The following is a 15,368-nucleotide window of genomic DNA, read 5'->3' as shown; positions in this document are numbered from 1 at the left end:
TCTGATTGAGGTGTAGACAAATTAACAAACCGGCGGGGAGTGCCGGGCAGGGAGGAGTGCAGATGAAATCTCTTTTGAAGTCGGCTGTTGCTGGCGTTGCATTGATGGCTGGGTCGTTCGCAGCACAGGCACAGGACGTCAGCATTGTGGTTGTAAGCCACGGTCAGGCATCCGATCCGTTCTGGTCGGTTGTGAAAAATGGCGTGGCTGAAGCCGCCAAAGATACAGGTGCAAAGGTTGATTACCGTGCGCCTGAAACCTTCGATATGGTGCAGATGGCGCAGCTTATTGATGCTGCAATTAACCAGAATCCGCAGGGGATAGTCGTCTCTATCCCCGATGCAGATGCGCTTGGGCCATCGATTGAGCGGGCAGTTGCAGCAGGCATTCCGGTCATTTCAATGAATGCGGGTTCGGATGCATCTAAGAAACTTGGTGCGCTTCTGCATGTCGGTCAGGATGAGTTTGATGCCGGCAAAGTCGCGGGTGAAGCGCTCAAAAAAGCTGGGGGCAAAAAAGGCATCTGCGTCAATCAGGAGGTCGGTAACGTTTCGCTTGATCAGCGATGCGCGGGTTTCAAGGAAGGTTTCGGCGATGTGACTGTTCTACCAACCTCAGCTGATCCTACTGAAAATGAATCCAAGGTTCGTGCTGCACTCGCATCCGACACCACTCTCGATACAATCCTGACACTGAATGCGACGCTTGCTGGCGAACCAGCAGTGAAGGCGGCTTCGGAAAGCGGTCGCGAAGGTATTCACGTAGCCACTTTCGACATGTCGGCAGGCTTTCTTGAAGCCGTCGAAAATGGAAAAGCGGATTTTGCGATTGACCAGCAGCAGTTCCTGCAGGGCTATCTTCCGGTGGCGTTCCTTGCACTGAATGCGAAATATGGTTTGATGCCGGGTGGTAACGTGCCTTCCGGTCCAAACCTGATCACGAAGGATAAGGCCAAGCAGGTGGTTGAGTTGTCTGCGAAGGGTATCCGCTAGTAAAGCATAATTCTTTAAATGCCTCACCCGCCCATGAAAATGGGCGGGAATGGGTAATAATACCCATAAGCTCGCGCCCTTGGTGGCGCTTAATCTCGAGCGCGTATCTCTCAAGTTGAATCAATATGGTGCTCTAGAGAATTGTTTTAATGCGTATTTTTTATCGATGCGCTTGCAGGAGGAAAGCATGAGTGAGCCAACTTCATCAGAGCAGCCCGCTCAGGCAGCCACAAATGACCCGGCGATTGCCGCTGCAAAACAGGATGAACGGCTGAAGAATGCCAGCCCATTGCAACGTATGCTTAGCCGTCCCGAATTGGGCGCGGTGTCTGGTCTCGTGCTGATTACGATTTTCTTCCTTTCCACGGCCAATCCGGCAATGTTCACCGCTGCCGGTATCATGAATTTTATGGCGCCAGCTTCTCAGCTTGGCATTCTGGCCATCGCTGCTGCGCTCCTTATGATTGGTGGCGAGTTCGATCTTTCGATCGGCTCAATGATAGCCTTTGCGGGGCTGATATTCGCCGCAGCCCTTGTTGTCTTTCAGGTGCCGCTAATTGTTGCGATTGTCCTGACGCTGTTTTTTGCCGCCCTTGTGGGTGCGGTTAATGCGCAGATTGTGCTTAAAACCGGCTTGCCATCCTTTATCGTAACGTTGGCGTTTTTGTTTATTCTGCGCGGGCTTTCGCTTGTCGGTCTTAAATGGGCAACAGGTGGCGCAACGCAGCTGCGCGGCGTGAAGGAAGCTGTAGGTACCAGCTATATTGCGGGATTGTTTTCGGGCGATGCTTTTCAAGGGTTGTTCGCCTGGCTTGCGGAAAAAGACCTGATTGCAAAGTTTCCTAATGGCCAGCCGAGCGTGACAGGTGTTCCGGTCGAAGTGCTGTGGTTTGTGGGGATTGCCCTTCTTGCAACTTATGTTCTCGTGCGTACTCGCTTTGGTAACTGGATTTTTGCGTCGGGCGGTGACGCGCTTGCAGCACGCAATTCCGGTGTGCCGGTTCGGCGTGTGAAGACAATTCTGTTCATGTGCACGGCGATGGCCGCGGCGCTTGTTGCAATTCTCACTGTGCTGGATGCGGGATCGACCGATGCAAGACGCGGTTTTCAAAAAGAGTTCGAGGCGATCATTGCAGCTGTCATCGGTGGTTGCCTGCTGACCGGCGGTTATGGTTCTGCCATTGGCGCTTTTTTTGGCTCGATCATTTTCGGCATGGTGCTCATTGGTCTGACCTACACGACGATTGATCAGGACTGGTATCTGGTATTCCTCGGCGGAATGCTGCTGATTGCTGTGCTTTTCAATAATTTCATTCGCAAGCGCGCCACTGGCGAGCGATAGGTTTTATCATTCACGCAGTTTCAGGAAAACCGGCTGCGACTTTTCCTGAAACTGCGCTGATAGGGAGTATGAACGATGACAACTCCGATCATTGAAGTTCGTAATCTTGTCAAACACTTTGGGCCGGTTATTGCACTCAACGGTGTTTCGCTTATCGTAGAGCCGGGGCAGGTGCATTGTCTGCTTGGCGATAACGGTGCCGGTAAATCGACGCTGATTAAAACGCTTTCTGGCGTACATAAGCCGACAAGTGGCGAGTTTTTTGTCGAAGGCAAACAGGTCGTTTTTAACAGTCCGCGCGATGCGCTGGATCATGGGATTGCGACGGTTTATCAGGATCTTGCGATGATCCCGCTGATGTCGGTCATGCGGAATTTTTTTCTCGGACGGGAGCCGACAAAGGGTATCGGGCCGGTTAAATGGTTCGACACACAATTTGCTGAAGACGTCACGCGTGAGGAAATGAAGAAAATCGGCATTGATGTTCGCGACCCGCAGCAGGCGGTGGGTACGCTTTCCGGCGGTGAGCGACAATGTGTGGCCATTGCACGTGCCGTCTATTTTGGCGCGAAAGTGCTGATCCTTGATGAACCGACATCGGCACTCGGCGTGCGGCAAACGGCTATGGTGCTCAAATATATCAATCTCGTGCGGGAGCGTGGGCTTGGTGTGATCTTTATCACCCACAATGTGCGACATGCTCATGCCGTGGGCGATAAATTCACCGTGCTTAATCGTGGGGCCACGCTCGGTACGCGCACGAGAAGCGATGTGGACATGGATGAGCTGCAAAGCCTTATGGCGGGTGGTCAGGAACTGGCTGATCTGTCGTCGGCGCTTGGCGGGCGGGTTTAATTTGAATCTGGAGCTGGGAATGAGCGGGCAATTCAAAGGCAAGGTTGCGGTCATCACGGGCGGCACCCAGGGGCTTGGTGCGGCCACAGCGCGGCTTTTTGCAGAGCGTGGTGGGCTGGGCATCGTGATCTGCGGGCGTTCAGTTGAGAAGGGAGAAACGCAGGTAGATGCGTTGGAGAAGCTGGGTACGAAAGCAGTTTTCGTTCAAGCTGATCTCGAAAAAGTCGAAGATTGCCGCAAGGTAATCGCGGAAGCGGATCAGAGTTTTGGGCGGATCGACGTTCTCGTCAATGCCGCCGGACTGACAGATCGTGGTGATATTCTTAATACATCGCCTGAACTGTTTGACCGGCTTTTTGCAGTCAATACACGTGCACCGTTTTTTCTTATTCAGGAGGCCGTCAAGCTATTCAGGCGCGACAAGATTGAAGGGGCTATTGTCAACATTTCATCAATGTCTTCCATGGGCGGACAGCCATTCATTGCAGCCTATTGCGCGTCCAAGGGTGCACTCGACACGCTGACCCGTAACGTGGCTTATTCGGTGTTGCGCAATCGCATTCGCGTCAACAGCCTTAATATCGGTTGGATGGCATCGGATGGGGAAGACCGTATCCAGCGCGAATTTCATGGTGCGCCAGCCAATTGGCTGGATGAAGCCGTAAAAAATCAGCCATTTGGGCGCCTGATTGATCCCGCCGAAGTTGCCCGCGCGATTGCCTTTCTGGCGTCAGAAGAGTCTGGCTTAATGACAGGCGCAATCGTTAATTTCGACCAATCAATCTGGGGCGCATATGATGCATCCCCGCATCCGGAGAAGCCGCTCTAATTCCTTTATTTTTACGGGCATGGCATTCCAAAAGGCTGCACACTTTTCGGGATGCGCTCTAAGAAAATTACTGATCCAAAATGGCGGTCACTTCATCTTTTAATAAACGAGCGTATTCACTTAAAGAATTTGGTGCGAGTTTTGCACCCAGTATCGTAAAACCTATGGATGCTCCGGCAGTAACGCCGTCGGTAAAAATGGGAACGGCTACGCCCACGATTCCTTTTATTAGTTCTTCGTCATCCACCGCATATCCGCGCTCGCGCGTTTGTCCTATCAGCTCATGAATCCTGTCTACACTCAAACCCCTGTAGTTTGAGTAGCGTTCGACATTCGCGCGAATGATGAAATCCTGTTCGTCCTGATCGAGATAGGACAGCATAGCTATTGATCCGGGACCAACGCCCAGCGGCACAGACCCGCCGATCATTCCCGTTAAAGTGGGAACCACACATTCTCCGTCGCGGCGGTCAAGGCAGACTGAATCATGGTTGAACCGTGCCATAAGGTGCACGGTGTCTCCGGTTCGGCGACGCAATCGGGTAAGGGCAATTTCACAACGGCTGATAAGTCCGGGTCCGCGTGCAGCGCGAGCACCGTAAATCGACATGCGCGCTCCCAAGCGATAGCAGCGCTTCTTATCGTCTCGGGCAAGAAGTTTATGGCCGACAAGCGTATTCAGTATGCGGTGGCAAGTAGCGTTGTTGAGGCCAGATAATTCCGTCAGTTTTTTTAGCGTTAGTCCTTCATTGCCGCCGTCGGCGACCAGATCAAGCAATTGCACGGCACGATCCAAAAGTTGCGTGCCGCCGGTTGGAGAAGTTTTGGGATTTTGAATCATCAATTCTCACATTATGAAAAACTATGGCCAGATAACTTGTATAGTGAGAATTATCGGTGTTCAATGCTGAAAAATGAGCTGTCCGGGAAAATGATTAAATAAATGGCGGCTTCATTCTGGTGGATTCTGAGCATTCTGAAAAAGGGAACTTCAATGATTAAGAAACTTGCTTTCTCGACGGTTGCCGTCTGTGCCGTGCTGTCTGCGCAAAGCGCCATGGCTGATACACTTTCAACCATCAAAGAGCGTGACAAACTCGTTGTTGGCGTCAAAAACGATTACGCACCTTACGGTTATCTCAATGATAAGGGTGAAATTGTCGGTTTTGAAATCGAGCTGGCGAAATACGTCGCCAAAGAATTGCTTGGCTCAGAAGACAAGATTGAGCTCGTGCCAGTTGTTGCGGCGAATCGTATTGAGTTTCTGTCCGCTGGTCGCGTCGATGTGGTGTTTGCGACGCTTGGCATTTCGCCTGAACGTGACCGCGTCATCGATTTTACCACGCAGTACGTATCGGCAGGCGGACCGTCGATCATGATGGCGCAAGAAGCCAAGCTGGACAAATGGGACCAATTCAAAGGTCAGCCTGTTTGCGGAATTCAGGGATCATACTTCAACAAGAAGATGACCGAAGACTTCGGCATGAAACTGGTTGCTTTCAAAAACCCACCGGAAGCCTATCGCGCGCTCAAGGATAATCGCTGCATCGGTTTCGTTTTTGACGACATCACGCTTCGCATGAAGCTGCGTGAGGCGGATTGGGCCGGCTACAAGATCGCTGTTCAGCCTTACGAGTTCGCGCCAATGGGCGGTGGCATTCGCGAAGGCGACGTGGCTTTCAAAGAAGTCGTTGATAAAGCGATCCACAAAGCTGAAGCCGAAGGCAAGCTCATTGAATGGGAGAAGGAATTCAACATGCCTGCTTCCGACTACATTGCAGAGCGAGCGAAAGCTGCCGCTGCTGCAAATAACTGACGTCAAGACGGAGAGACACTTTTGTTCGGTCTTGATTATTCATGGCTCGGTGATCCGACCTACCAGCATTGGTTGGTGATTGGTGTTCTCAATACTATTCAGCTCGCAGCGATTTCCTCCTTCGCTGCGGTGCTGATTGGTATGTTGGGTGCGCTTGGTCTGACACTGCGCGTTTATTGGCTCGATGCGCTGATAGAGCTTTTCGTGGAAGTGTTTCGCAACACGCCGCCACTGCTGCAAATGCTGTTTGCGTATTTTACCCTATCAACTTTAGGTTTGAAGGTTGTTGATCCAGTAACGGGACTTTCCGTTCCGCTGTTGAGCGCATTTGCGTGTGCTGCCATTTCACTAAGTCTGTTTGGCGGCGCTTTGGCAATCGAGGCGTTCCGTTCGGGCATTGATACAATGCCGCGTTCGATTATCGAAGCTGCACGTTCGCTTGGCTATAGCCGCTGGTCACGTTTTTGGCGGGTTGAAGCGCCAATCGCAACACGCATTTGCCTTCCTGCGCTGACGAACATCTTGAGTAATCTTTTCAAAACAACGTCTCAGGCGTCGGTCATTACTGTTCCTGAGCTGATGTATTATGCAGGTCAAATCTACAACGATAATTTCCGTACACTGGAAGTTATGCTGTTGGTATTGCTGATCTATGTGACCCTTGTGTCCATATTGACCTATGGCATGGCGGAGTTGGAAGCATGGATGGCTTTCCCTGGTTATGGCAAGGCGGGCTGATGATGAATAATCTTTTGACCTACGATAACAAGAAGAAGGCAGTCCTTCTCTTCATCGCCCTTGCCATCGCAACGTGGATCGCCATTGATGCGCTTTCCGGTGGTGCCGATCAGTGGCGCAGGGTTGGTGTACGACTGCCGTTGCTTTTGACCGGCTCCGGTTCGGGATGGCCCATAACGGGTGGGTTTGCGCTCAACATACTGCTGTCGATTGCAGCAATGGCACTGGCAACAGCATTGGGAACCATTATGGGCCTGTCCACAATGGCTAAAAGTGCCGCTGTGCGTGTTCCGGCTTTGCTCGTGATGAACTTCCTTCGCAACTCACCTTGGTTGGTGTTGCTGTTTGCGATGCTCTACATCATCCCGTTTGAAATGCGCGTTCTGGGCTTTGTCATCCCGTTTCCAACATTCATGAAAGCAGTCATCGGTTTGGCGTTGCCGACAGCTGCAAATTTCTCGGAAGTCATTCGCGGTGCGGTGCAGTCGATCCATACCGGTCAATGGGAAGCGGCGCGATCCCTCGGGTATACACCCACCCAGATCTATCGCTACGTGATCCTGCCGCAAGCGTTTCGACGCATGATCCCCGGCTGGATGAACCTTTATGCGCTGTTGATGATCGCCACTTCGCTTGCGACGGTGACCGGCATTCAGGACGTTCTGACCATTCTGAACACGTCCATTGCCATGGAGAGCGAGCGTGCGCTCGTCTACTTCTACTTGACCGTGCTCTTCCTGTTCTTTGCCTACTGCTATCCGATCGCGGTGTTTGCCCGCCGTCTGGAACGTGCAGTCAAGGGAGATAATCTATGAACCAATCTGCCCCCCTCATTGAAATCAAAAATGTCCGCAAATCCTTCGGCAGTTTCGAAGTTCTCAAAGGCATTGATCTGTCGGTCAAAAAAGGCGAGGCCGTATGTATCATCGGGCCTTCGGGTTCCGGTAAGTCGACGATCCTGCGCTGTATCAACGGTCTGATCCCGATCGATCACGGGTCCATTCGTGTCGGACCCTATCAGGTTCATGAGATGAAGACCGAAAAAGCCATGCGTCCGCTTCGTCACGAAGTCGCAATGGTGTTTCAGCAATACAACCTGTTTCCGCATAAAACAGCGCTGGAAAATATTATGATGGCGCCCATTCAGGTGCTGGGTCATGATCGTGCTGAAGTCGAGAAGCGTGCGCGTAAACTGTTGGATAAAGTCCGCCTTTCAAACAAGGCTGACAGCTATCCCGGCCAGCTTTCCGGTGGTCAGCAGCAGCGTGTGGCGATTGCGCGCGCACTTGCCATGCAGCCGGAAGTCATCCTGTTCGACGAAGTGACCGCCGCGCTTGATCCTGAAACCGTGAAAGACGTTCTTCTGACAATTCGTGAACTGGTGGAAGATGGGCTGACGTGCATTCTCGTCACCCACGAGATGAAGTTTGCCCGCGAAGTCTCACACCGCGTCTGCTTCACCGATCATGGCATGATTGTTGAAAGTGGACCTCCTGCGCAGATTTTCGATAACCCGCAGGACCCCCGCACACGCGAGTTCTTGGGGCAAGTCCTCTAATCTAGCATCAAGCATTCACTACGCTGCGACCTCTTCTCACGGTGTTGACGGCTTCGCTTTTGGCACTGTTTCATTCCAAGAAGGACGAGCCCTCAGGCCCGATGTTCCATGTCCCGTTACGACAATATTTATGCCGAGAATTTCAAGGAAACACCTTATTGGTGGGAGGCTGCGCAGCCCGAAACCAACCTTGATCCGCTGCCCACGCGTGTTGATGTTGTTGTCGTTGGGTCTGGCTATGCCGGGCTGAATGCAGCCACACATCTTGCCCGTGCGGGGCGATCGGTTGTCGTGCTCGACAGTGAGCAACTGGGTGCTGGTTGTTCCACGCGTTCCGGCGGCATGGTTTCCAGTGGACAAAAGCTAGTGGTTGGTGGCGCTATCAACGGAATTGATCCGGCACTTGTGTCGCGCCTGATCGGCGAAAGCAATGAGAGCTTCGATTATCTTAAGACACTGATCGACAGTGAAAATCTGGATGCGTCCCTGACGCTGACCGGACGCTTCTTCGGCGCTTACACAGCCCGAGATTACGACATTCTCAAGCGGCATGGAACGCTTCTCAACGAGAAGACAAGCGTTACAGTTCATCACATTTTGCGCGCAGAGCAACGTTCAGTGATTGGGTCGGATTATTATCACGGTGGCATGCTGGTGGATGATTATGGTGGTTTGCATCCTGCCATGTTCCATAAATCATTGCGTGAACGCGCAAAAGCTGCCGGTGTCCAGCTTCGTTCCCATGCGCGTGCAGGGCGTGTTGAAGAAAGTGGCAATGGTGAAAAAATTGTGCCGACTGCTCGCGGTTCTATTCGCGCGACGAATGTCATTTATGCCACCAATGGTTATACCGGCAAGGATGCTTCGCCTGAACTGGCCCGACGTTTGGTTCCAGTCAAAAGTTATCAGATTGCAACCGAGCCATTGCCAGCCGATCTGCTTGCGCGATTGATCCCGAATGGCCGGATGGTGTCCGATACCAGGCGTGATCTTATTTATACGCGCGTATCGCCAGATGGCACACGTATCCTGTTTGGATCGCGCCCCGGTGTGTTTGAGATGAGCGAAAAACAGGCAGCAAAGCGCATCTACGCACGGATGCTGGCGATATGGCCTGAACTTTCCGGCGTTAAAATAACACATTCCTGGGTGGGGAGCGTTGCTATGACTGCCGATAAGATTGCGCATATTGGTGAACGCGATGGCGCGCATTTTGCGGTTGGTTGCAACGGCAATGGCGTCGCTCTGATGACCTATCTTGGCTATCAGGTTGCGCGGAAAATTCTCGGCCAGCAGAACATGCCATCTGCCTTTGATCGCGAGAAATTCATGGCTATTCCTCTTTATTCGGAAAAGCCGTGGTTCTTGCCACTCTTTACTGGCTGGTATCGGTTGCGCGATTTTATAGACCGTCCGGGTCGATAAATCTTCAACCAAAATTGCTGCTTATATTATCAAAGTGAGTTCTATAAATGAAGCCGCTTTCTATTCCGGTCGCACCATTCAAGGGCGAGGATACGCTGCCGAAAGCTGTCGACGTGGTCATTATCGGCGGCGGCATTGTTGGCATTTCCACTGCACTTGAACTTGCCGAACGGGGAATATCGGTCGCTGTTTGCGAAAAAGGCGTCATTGCTGGCGAGCAATCCTCGCGCAATTGGGGCTGGACGCGTCAGATGGGACGCGATGAGCGCGAATTGCCTCTTTGTATGCATTCTGTTGAACTCTGGTCCAAGATGAATGCTCGCATTAATCGCGAAACCGGCTGGCGCCCTACTGGTATCAGCTACCTATCTTATACAAAGCGCGAGCTTCAAGACTGGCTTGCATGGGCAGAGATCGGCAAGCGCCACGGCGTCGATGCCCGGATGCTTACGCCTAGCGAAATTGCTGAAAAAATTCCGGGAAATAACGGCAGTCTTCTGGGCGTTTTGCACACTGGCTCAGATGGACGCGCCGAGCCGTGGATAGCTGTGCCAGCTATGGCGGAGGCTGCCCGCGAAAAGGGTGCACATATTGTGACCGGCTGCGCGGTGCGTGGTATCGAAACCACTGCCGGACGTGTCAGTTCAGTCGTGACGGAACGCGGTGAGATCCACTGTCAGGCTGTGGTGCTGGCCGGTGGTATCTGGTCGCGCTTGTTTGCGGGCAATATGGGTATCGACTTCCCGCAACTCAAAGTCATAGGCCCGGTCGCACATGTCGATGGTGTTGAAGGCATGACCGACATGCCTGTGGGGGCGGGGGATTTTGCTTATCGCAAGCGCCTCGATGGCAGCTTCACCATTGCGGTGCGCAATCTCAACCTTGCCCCCATAACACCTGATCATCTGCGGCTTTTCACAGAATTTGCGCCGACCTATCTCACCACATGGCGTGAACTGAGCCTGCGCTTTAACTCAAGTTTTTTTCGGGAGCTTGCAACGAAACGCAAATGGCAGCTCAACGAAAAGACCATTTTTGAACAATGCCGCGTCATGGATCCGCCCGCGAACTCTGGTTTCACGCGCAAAGCATTGCGTAACATGACGCGGCGCTTTCCCGGCTTTGCGAAGGCACGCGTGCTGAACGAATGGTCCGGCGTGATTGATGCCACACCGGGTGCAATTCCGATCATCAGCCCGATCCATCACATTCCTGGTTTCCATATTGCATCCGGCTTTTCAGGGCACGGCTTTGGTATTGGTCCGGGTGCGGGGCAACTGATGGCCGATCTGATCACCGGTGATCGGACAAGTGTTGATAGAAAAGTCTTCGACATCAGTCGCTTGCGTCCACGCTATGCGGAGGGGAATACTGATAAAAGCCACTGACATGTTTAGGGTTAAGAACTGATTGATTATCGCTCAAGGAGGAACAGGCATGAGCACACGTACGCAATCGCAGGCATTTTCTGACACGCCGCACGACTATCGCAATTATATTAACGGAGCATTCGTGCATGCTGGTAGCGAGTTGATTGACGTTACCAATCCCGCAACTGGTGCTTTGCTCGGTCGTATTCCAGAAACAGGCGCAGATGAAGTCGATGCTGCGGTTAAGGCTGCGCGCGCTGCGCAAGGGGCTTGGGAAAAGCTTCCGCCGATCGAACGTGCCAATTATCTGCGTAAGATTAGCGCCAAGCTACGCGAACATCGTGTTGAGCTTGCCGATATTATCGTTAAGGAACAGGGTAAGGTTCGCGGTCTTGCACAGGTCGAGGTCGATTTTACCGCTGATTACATTGACTACATGGCTGAATGGGCACGCCGGATTGAAGGCGAAGTCCTGACCAGCGACCGCCCAAATGAAACCATGCTGCTTCTGCGCAAGCCGCTTGGTGTGGTTGCTGGTATCCTGCCGTGGAACTTCCCATTCTTCCTGATTGCTCGCAAAATGGCGCCTGCGCTGTTGACCGGCAATACGATTGTTATCAAGCCAAGTGAAGAAACACCGCTCAACGCCTATGTTTTCGCGGAGCTTCTGGCCGAAACGGATCTGCCAAAGGGCGTGTTCAACCTTGTGGGTGGTCGTGGCCGCGTCGCTGGTGAAGCGCTTGCTTCTCATCCCGGCATTGATCTAATCACCTTCACAGGCAGTGTTGGTACGGGTTCGCATATTATGCAGCTCGCGGGCAAAAACCTCACCAAGGTCAATCTCGAACTGGGCGGCAAGGCACCGGCAATCGTGCTTAAAGATGCTGATCTCGATCTGGCAGCCAAAGCGATCTACGACTCCCGCGTTATCAATACGGGTCAGGTCTGTAATTGTGCGGAGCGCGTTTATGTCGAACGCCCTGTGCATGATGAGTTCGTTGCAAAACTGCAGGCTCTGTTTGAAACCACCCGTTATGGCGATCCGTCTGTCGAAGACGATCTTCATATGGGTCCACTGGTCAATCAGGCAGGACTGGACAAGGTCGCTCAAGCTGTCGATAAGGCTCGCGCGCAGGGCGCAACAGTCGTACTTGGCGGCAAGGTAGCCGACCGCGCTTCAGGCTTCCATTATGAGCCGACGCTGATTACCGGCGCTACGGCTGATATGGACATTATGCGCGAGGAGACTTTCGGCCCTGTTCTGCCAGTGCAGATCGTAGATAGTCTGGATGAAGCAATCGCATTGTCGAATGATTCCGATTACGGCCTGACATCGTCAGTCTATACGCGTGATCTTTCTGCTGCCATGCAGGCTTCACGGGAATTGAAGTTTGGTGAAACCTACATTAACCGTGAAAATTTCGAAGCAATGCAGGGCTTTCATGCAGGTCGCCGCAAGTCGGGTATCGGTGGTGCCGATGGCAAGCACGGCCTATACGAGTTTACCGTAACGCACGTCGTTTACATCCAAAGCTAAAACTTGAAAACACTATGCCCCAGAGACAAACCGCTGGGGCATATGCAAAGCGTCTGCTTTCGTAAGATGAAAAGATTCCACTAAGTCGGCCAGCAATTCTTGTTCGGCTGAGATATGACGCTGTTTGTCTGGTACGCGCAAAATATAGGCGGGATGCCAGGAAAATTTTATAATTGTGCCATCATAAGTCGTTTCGGTGCGGCCTCGACGTTCAGAAAGTGGTTTGTTTATCTCGGTCAATGCAAAAGCTGCCGATGCGCCCAAAGCAAGAATTACGCGTGGTTTGATCAAGGTTATCTCCTGACGAAGCCACCAGCGACAATGATTTATTTCATCGCGGTTGGGGGTCTGATGCAGGCGTCTTTTTCCGCGCGGCATGAATTTGAAATGCTTGACGGCATTGGTCAACCAGACATGTTCATGCGCAATATGAGCCTGATGCATAAGGCGGCGCAGCAATTGGCCAGCTGGTCCGACAAACGGTTGGCCGTTTAAATCCTCTTGATCGCCCGGCTGCTCGCCGACGATCATAAGATCGGCCTTCTCCGCTCCTGCGCCACAAACGGCCTGCGTTGCATGTTCACACAGGTTACAACGCGTGCATTGGCGGATGGCCTTTTGAAGATCATCCAACACCTCCACATTGTCAGATAATGTTTCAAACTGAACACGATAGCGCTCGGAGATGCGTGCCGCGCCTTTTCGAGGCGTACTTGCCTGAGCTTCACGCATCTCGCCGACACGCGCTTCTGCATTTTTCAGCATCTCCGGTATCAGGTTGGTTTCTGGAAGGTTTTTCCAGTATTTTTTTGGCATCTCCGAAAGCATAGCGCGCGCATTGGTTCGCGCGGGGTTGAAGATATGGGTGAAATAGGTCGCCCAAAGCGCCTCAGTGGCATCGGACGAAAGGTTTGGCCGCTCTGCCCCCGGCTGAAATGATAGTTTCCCATTTTCGAAATTGACTGAGCGTTGTGGCGTCAGGATAGACCAGTCCATGTCCGAAAATCGAGCCACAAAGAAGCTCGATGCAGGTTCGACAATGTTGTGGTCCGGTTCAAACCAAGCCGCAAAGCGTCTGCGTTCTGTGAGCGGTTCAACTTCTCGAAATCGCAAAAATGCATGCATTTTATGCAGATCGCGTCGAACGTTTTTTGCCATACGGCTGAGGCGAATACCCAACGCATCGACGGGAGAAAGTGGGTTGCCATCGCGATGAACAATCCGCCACAAAGCTTCATAGAGCAAATAAAACCGTTCAGGATCGGAATGCCAGACGATACTATGCGCCAAATCAAGGAAAGCTTTTGGTGTGGAAATTGCGGTCTTATCGCAAGCGTCAGGCAATGGCTGTTCAATAAACAACGAATTTTGCGCGGCCCAGTTAATATGCTGCGGCTCGATATGATGTGATATGGCGCTTTTGGCTGCCTGCCTCCAGGCATCGAATGTGCCTGTTTCGGCAAGGCCGACAGAAAAAGACATAGCAGAATCACCTAACACGAAGGCATTTTCATGGGGTTTAAAGCAAACTCAGTTGTTTGGGTGGCGGTGCAAAACGATCTCGTAAATTCGCGCTGTCCGTGAGTGCACGGGGCGTCCAATCGGGCAACATAATAAAGGGCCTTGCTGTGCGCGTGAGCGCACCCATGCGCATAAGATCGTCAAACCGCAGACGCTGTTGACGTCGCGCAAGTAGGATTCTGTCCACTGTGCGTACTCCAAACCCGGGCACGCGTAACAGCATTTCGCGAGAAGCTTTGTTGACGTCGAGCGGAAAGATGCCACGATTTTTCAAGGCCCAAGAAAGCTTGGGATCAATATCGAGATCGAGAAAACCGTCTTTTGAGCCAGCGGTTATTTCCTGCGCATCATAGCCATAGAACCGCATCAGCCAATCTGCCTGATAAAGTCGGTGTTCGCGCTCAAGCGGGGGCTTAATAAGCGGCAGCGCTTTGGCTGCATCCGGAATGGGACTGAAGGCAGAATAATAGACCCGTCGTAACTTATAGCCGGTGTAGAGACGCACAGCAGTGTTCAAAATCGTCGCGTCGTTGCTGCCATCCGCTCCGATGATCATTTGCGTACTCTGACCGGCGGGTGCAAATTTGGGTGGCTTTTTACCCTTCAAGGTCTTTTCCGAGGCTGCTTCACCTTCGAGGCGGACTTGCGCCATCGTTGCCCGAATAGTTTCCGGCCGTTTTTCGGGTGCAAATTTCCGTACACTCTGGTCCTGCGGAAGCTCCACATTGATTGATAAACGATCCGCATAAAGACCTGCTTCCCGAATAAGTTCAGGCGCTGCGTCTGGAATAGTCTTGAGGTGAATATAGCCTTGAAAACCGTGATCCGCTCGCAAGGTTCGGGCAACCTGCGCCATTTCTGACATGGTCTGATCGGGAGAACGGATAATGCCGGATGAAAGGAATAGGCCTTCGATATAGTTTCGCCGATAGAAATCAAGCGTTAATGAAACGATTTCTTCAACTGAAAATCTTGCGCGTTGCACGTTGCTGGACACTCGATTGATGCAATAAGCGCAATCAAACATGCAAAAATTGGTCATCAGAATCTTGAGCAAGGATATGCAACGTCCATCGGGCGCATAAGCGTGGCATATGCCGCTGCCTCCCGACGATCCAATGCCGCCTTTTAAGGAGTTGCGTTTTTCACCGCCGCTCGACGCACAGGAGGCATCATATTTTGCGGCATCCGACAAAATCGCCAGTTTCGTTTGTAAGGTCATGAGAGCCATAATTCAATCTACATGTTCTTGTTTTGTTCGTCAATGAATGAGGTGTAAGTTTTGAAGGTCTACTGACAATTGAATTAGTGATTATCAGAGTTTTGGTGGAACGATGGCGGACGCCAGCCGTTTATTGTCAGTGAGTTTAACTGAGGAGAAACAA

The 15,368-nt window shown here is 52.1% G+C and carries 14 protein-coding genes; 11 read left to right on the top strand and 3 right to left on the bottom strand.

Annotated elements, in window-relative coordinates:
- Positions 1-62: 62 nt before the first annotated feature.
- The 4 genes from CEV31_RS01785 to CEV31_RS01770 all read left to right on the top strand — a co-directional run bounded on the left by CEV31_RS01785 (position 63) and on the right by CEV31_RS01770 (position 4,018).
- Positions 63-992: a sugar ABC transporter substrate-binding protein gene (locus CEV31_RS01785; protein ID WP_094505289.1), complete on the top strand. Its 930-nt coding sequence runs from the start codon at positions 63-65 to the stop codon at positions 990-992.
- A gap of 187 nt (positions 993-1,179) precedes the next feature.
- Positions 1,180-2,334: an ABC transporter permease gene (locus CEV31_RS01780; protein ID WP_094505288.1), complete on the top strand. Its 1,155-nt coding sequence runs from the start codon at positions 1,180-1,182 to the stop codon at positions 2,332-2,334.
- Between the two features lie 75 nt (positions 2,335-2,409).
- A complete protein-coding gene (locus tag CEV31_RS01775; protein WP_094505192.1) occupies positions 2,410-3,189 on the top strand; it encodes an ATP-binding cassette domain-containing protein in 780 nt (259 codons plus the stop codon).
- 19 nt (positions 3,190-3,208) lie between these two features.
- Positions 3,209-4,018 carry an SDR family oxidoreductase gene (locus CEV31_RS01770; protein WP_094505191.1) on the top strand — a complete coding sequence of 270 codons (810 nt, stop codon included), beginning with the start codon at positions 3,209-3,211 and terminating at the stop codon, positions 4,016-4,018.
- A gap of 67 nt (positions 4,019-4,085) precedes the next feature.
- On the opposite strand, the gene CEV31_RS01765 is transcribed toward CEV31_RS01770, so the two are convergent.
- A complete protein-coding gene (locus CEV31_RS01765; RefSeq protein WP_094505190.1) occupies positions 4,086-4,859 on the bottom strand; it encodes an IclR family transcriptional regulator in 774 nt (257 codons plus the stop codon).
- Between the two features lie 153 nt (positions 4,860-5,012).
- Between CEV31_RS01765 and CEV31_RS01760 the strand changes: the two genes are divergently transcribed.
- The 7 genes from CEV31_RS01760 (at position 5,013) to aldA (ending at position 12,462) form a co-directional block, all read left to right on the top strand.
- Positions 5,013-5,834, top strand: a complete 822-nt coding sequence (locus tag CEV31_RS01760) for a transporter substrate-binding domain-containing protein (RefSeq protein WP_235818018.1) — start codon at positions 5,013-5,015, stop codon at positions 5,832-5,834.
- Positions 5,835-5,855: 21 nt separating this feature from the next.
- Positions 5,856-6,572 carry an amino acid ABC transporter permease gene (locus CEV31_RS01755; protein WP_094505189.1) on the top strand — a complete coding sequence of 239 codons (717 nt, stop codon included), beginning with the start codon at positions 5,856-5,858 and terminating at the stop codon, positions 6,570-6,572.
- A complete protein-coding gene (locus tag CEV31_RS01750; RefSeq protein ID WP_235818017.1) occupies positions 6,572-7,387 on the top strand; it encodes an amino acid ABC transporter permease in 816 nt (271 codons plus the stop codon). The genes CEV31_RS01755 and CEV31_RS01750 overlap by 1 nt, the downstream gene beginning before the upstream one ends.
- A complete protein-coding gene (locus CEV31_RS01745; protein ID WP_094505188.1) occupies positions 7,384-8,130 on the top strand; it encodes an amino acid ABC transporter ATP-binding protein in 747 nt (248 codons plus the stop codon). Before CEV31_RS01750 ends, CEV31_RS01745 begins: the two co-directional genes overlap by 4 nt.
- A gap of 108 nt (positions 8,131-8,238) precedes the next feature.
- A complete protein-coding gene (locus CEV31_RS01740; RefSeq protein ID WP_094505187.1) occupies positions 8,239-9,555 on the top strand; it encodes an NAD(P)/FAD-dependent oxidoreductase in 1,317 nt (438 codons plus the stop codon).
- Positions 9,556-9,602: 47 nt separating this feature from the next.
- Complete coding sequence (locus tag CEV31_RS01735; protein ID WP_094505186.1) at positions 9,603-10,943, top strand: NAD(P)/FAD-dependent oxidoreductase; 1,341 nt, start codon at positions 9,603-9,605, stop codon at positions 10,941-10,943.
- 49 nt (positions 10,944-10,992) lie between these two features.
- The gene (gene aldA / locus CEV31_RS01730) at positions 10,993-12,462 is read left to right on the top strand and encodes an aldehyde dehydrogenase (RefSeq protein ID WP_094505185.1); all 1,470 of its coding nucleotides are present in this window, start codon (positions 10,993-10,995) and stop codon (positions 12,460-12,462) included.
- A gap of 12 nt (positions 12,463-12,474) precedes the next feature.
- Here aldA and CEV31_RS01725 read toward each other — a convergent pair whose 3' ends face one another.
- Entirely contained in the window at positions 12,475-13,944 is a 1,470-nt protein-coding gene (locus CEV31_RS01725) for a UdgX family uracil-DNA binding protein (protein WP_094505184.1), read from the bottom strand.
- A 37-nt stretch (positions 13,945-13,981) separates the two neighbouring features.
- Positions 13,982-15,205 carry a putative DNA modification/repair radical SAM protein gene (locus CEV31_RS01720; protein ID WP_169717298.1) on the bottom strand — a complete coding sequence of 408 codons (1,224 nt, stop codon included), beginning with the start codon at positions 15,203-15,205 and terminating at the stop codon, positions 13,982-13,984.
- Positions 15,206-15,368 lie beyond the last annotated feature (163 nt).

Origin of the sequence: Brucella thiophenivorans, assembly GCF_002252445.1 — a bacterium.
In the GTDB taxonomy this organism is placed as follows: domain Bacteria; phylum Pseudomonadota; class Alphaproteobacteria; order Rhizobiales; family Rhizobiaceae; genus Brucella; species Brucella thiophenivorans.
The sequence above is the reverse complement of the archived record's forward strand: the minus strand, read 5'-3'. Positions and strand labels throughout refer to the sequence as shown.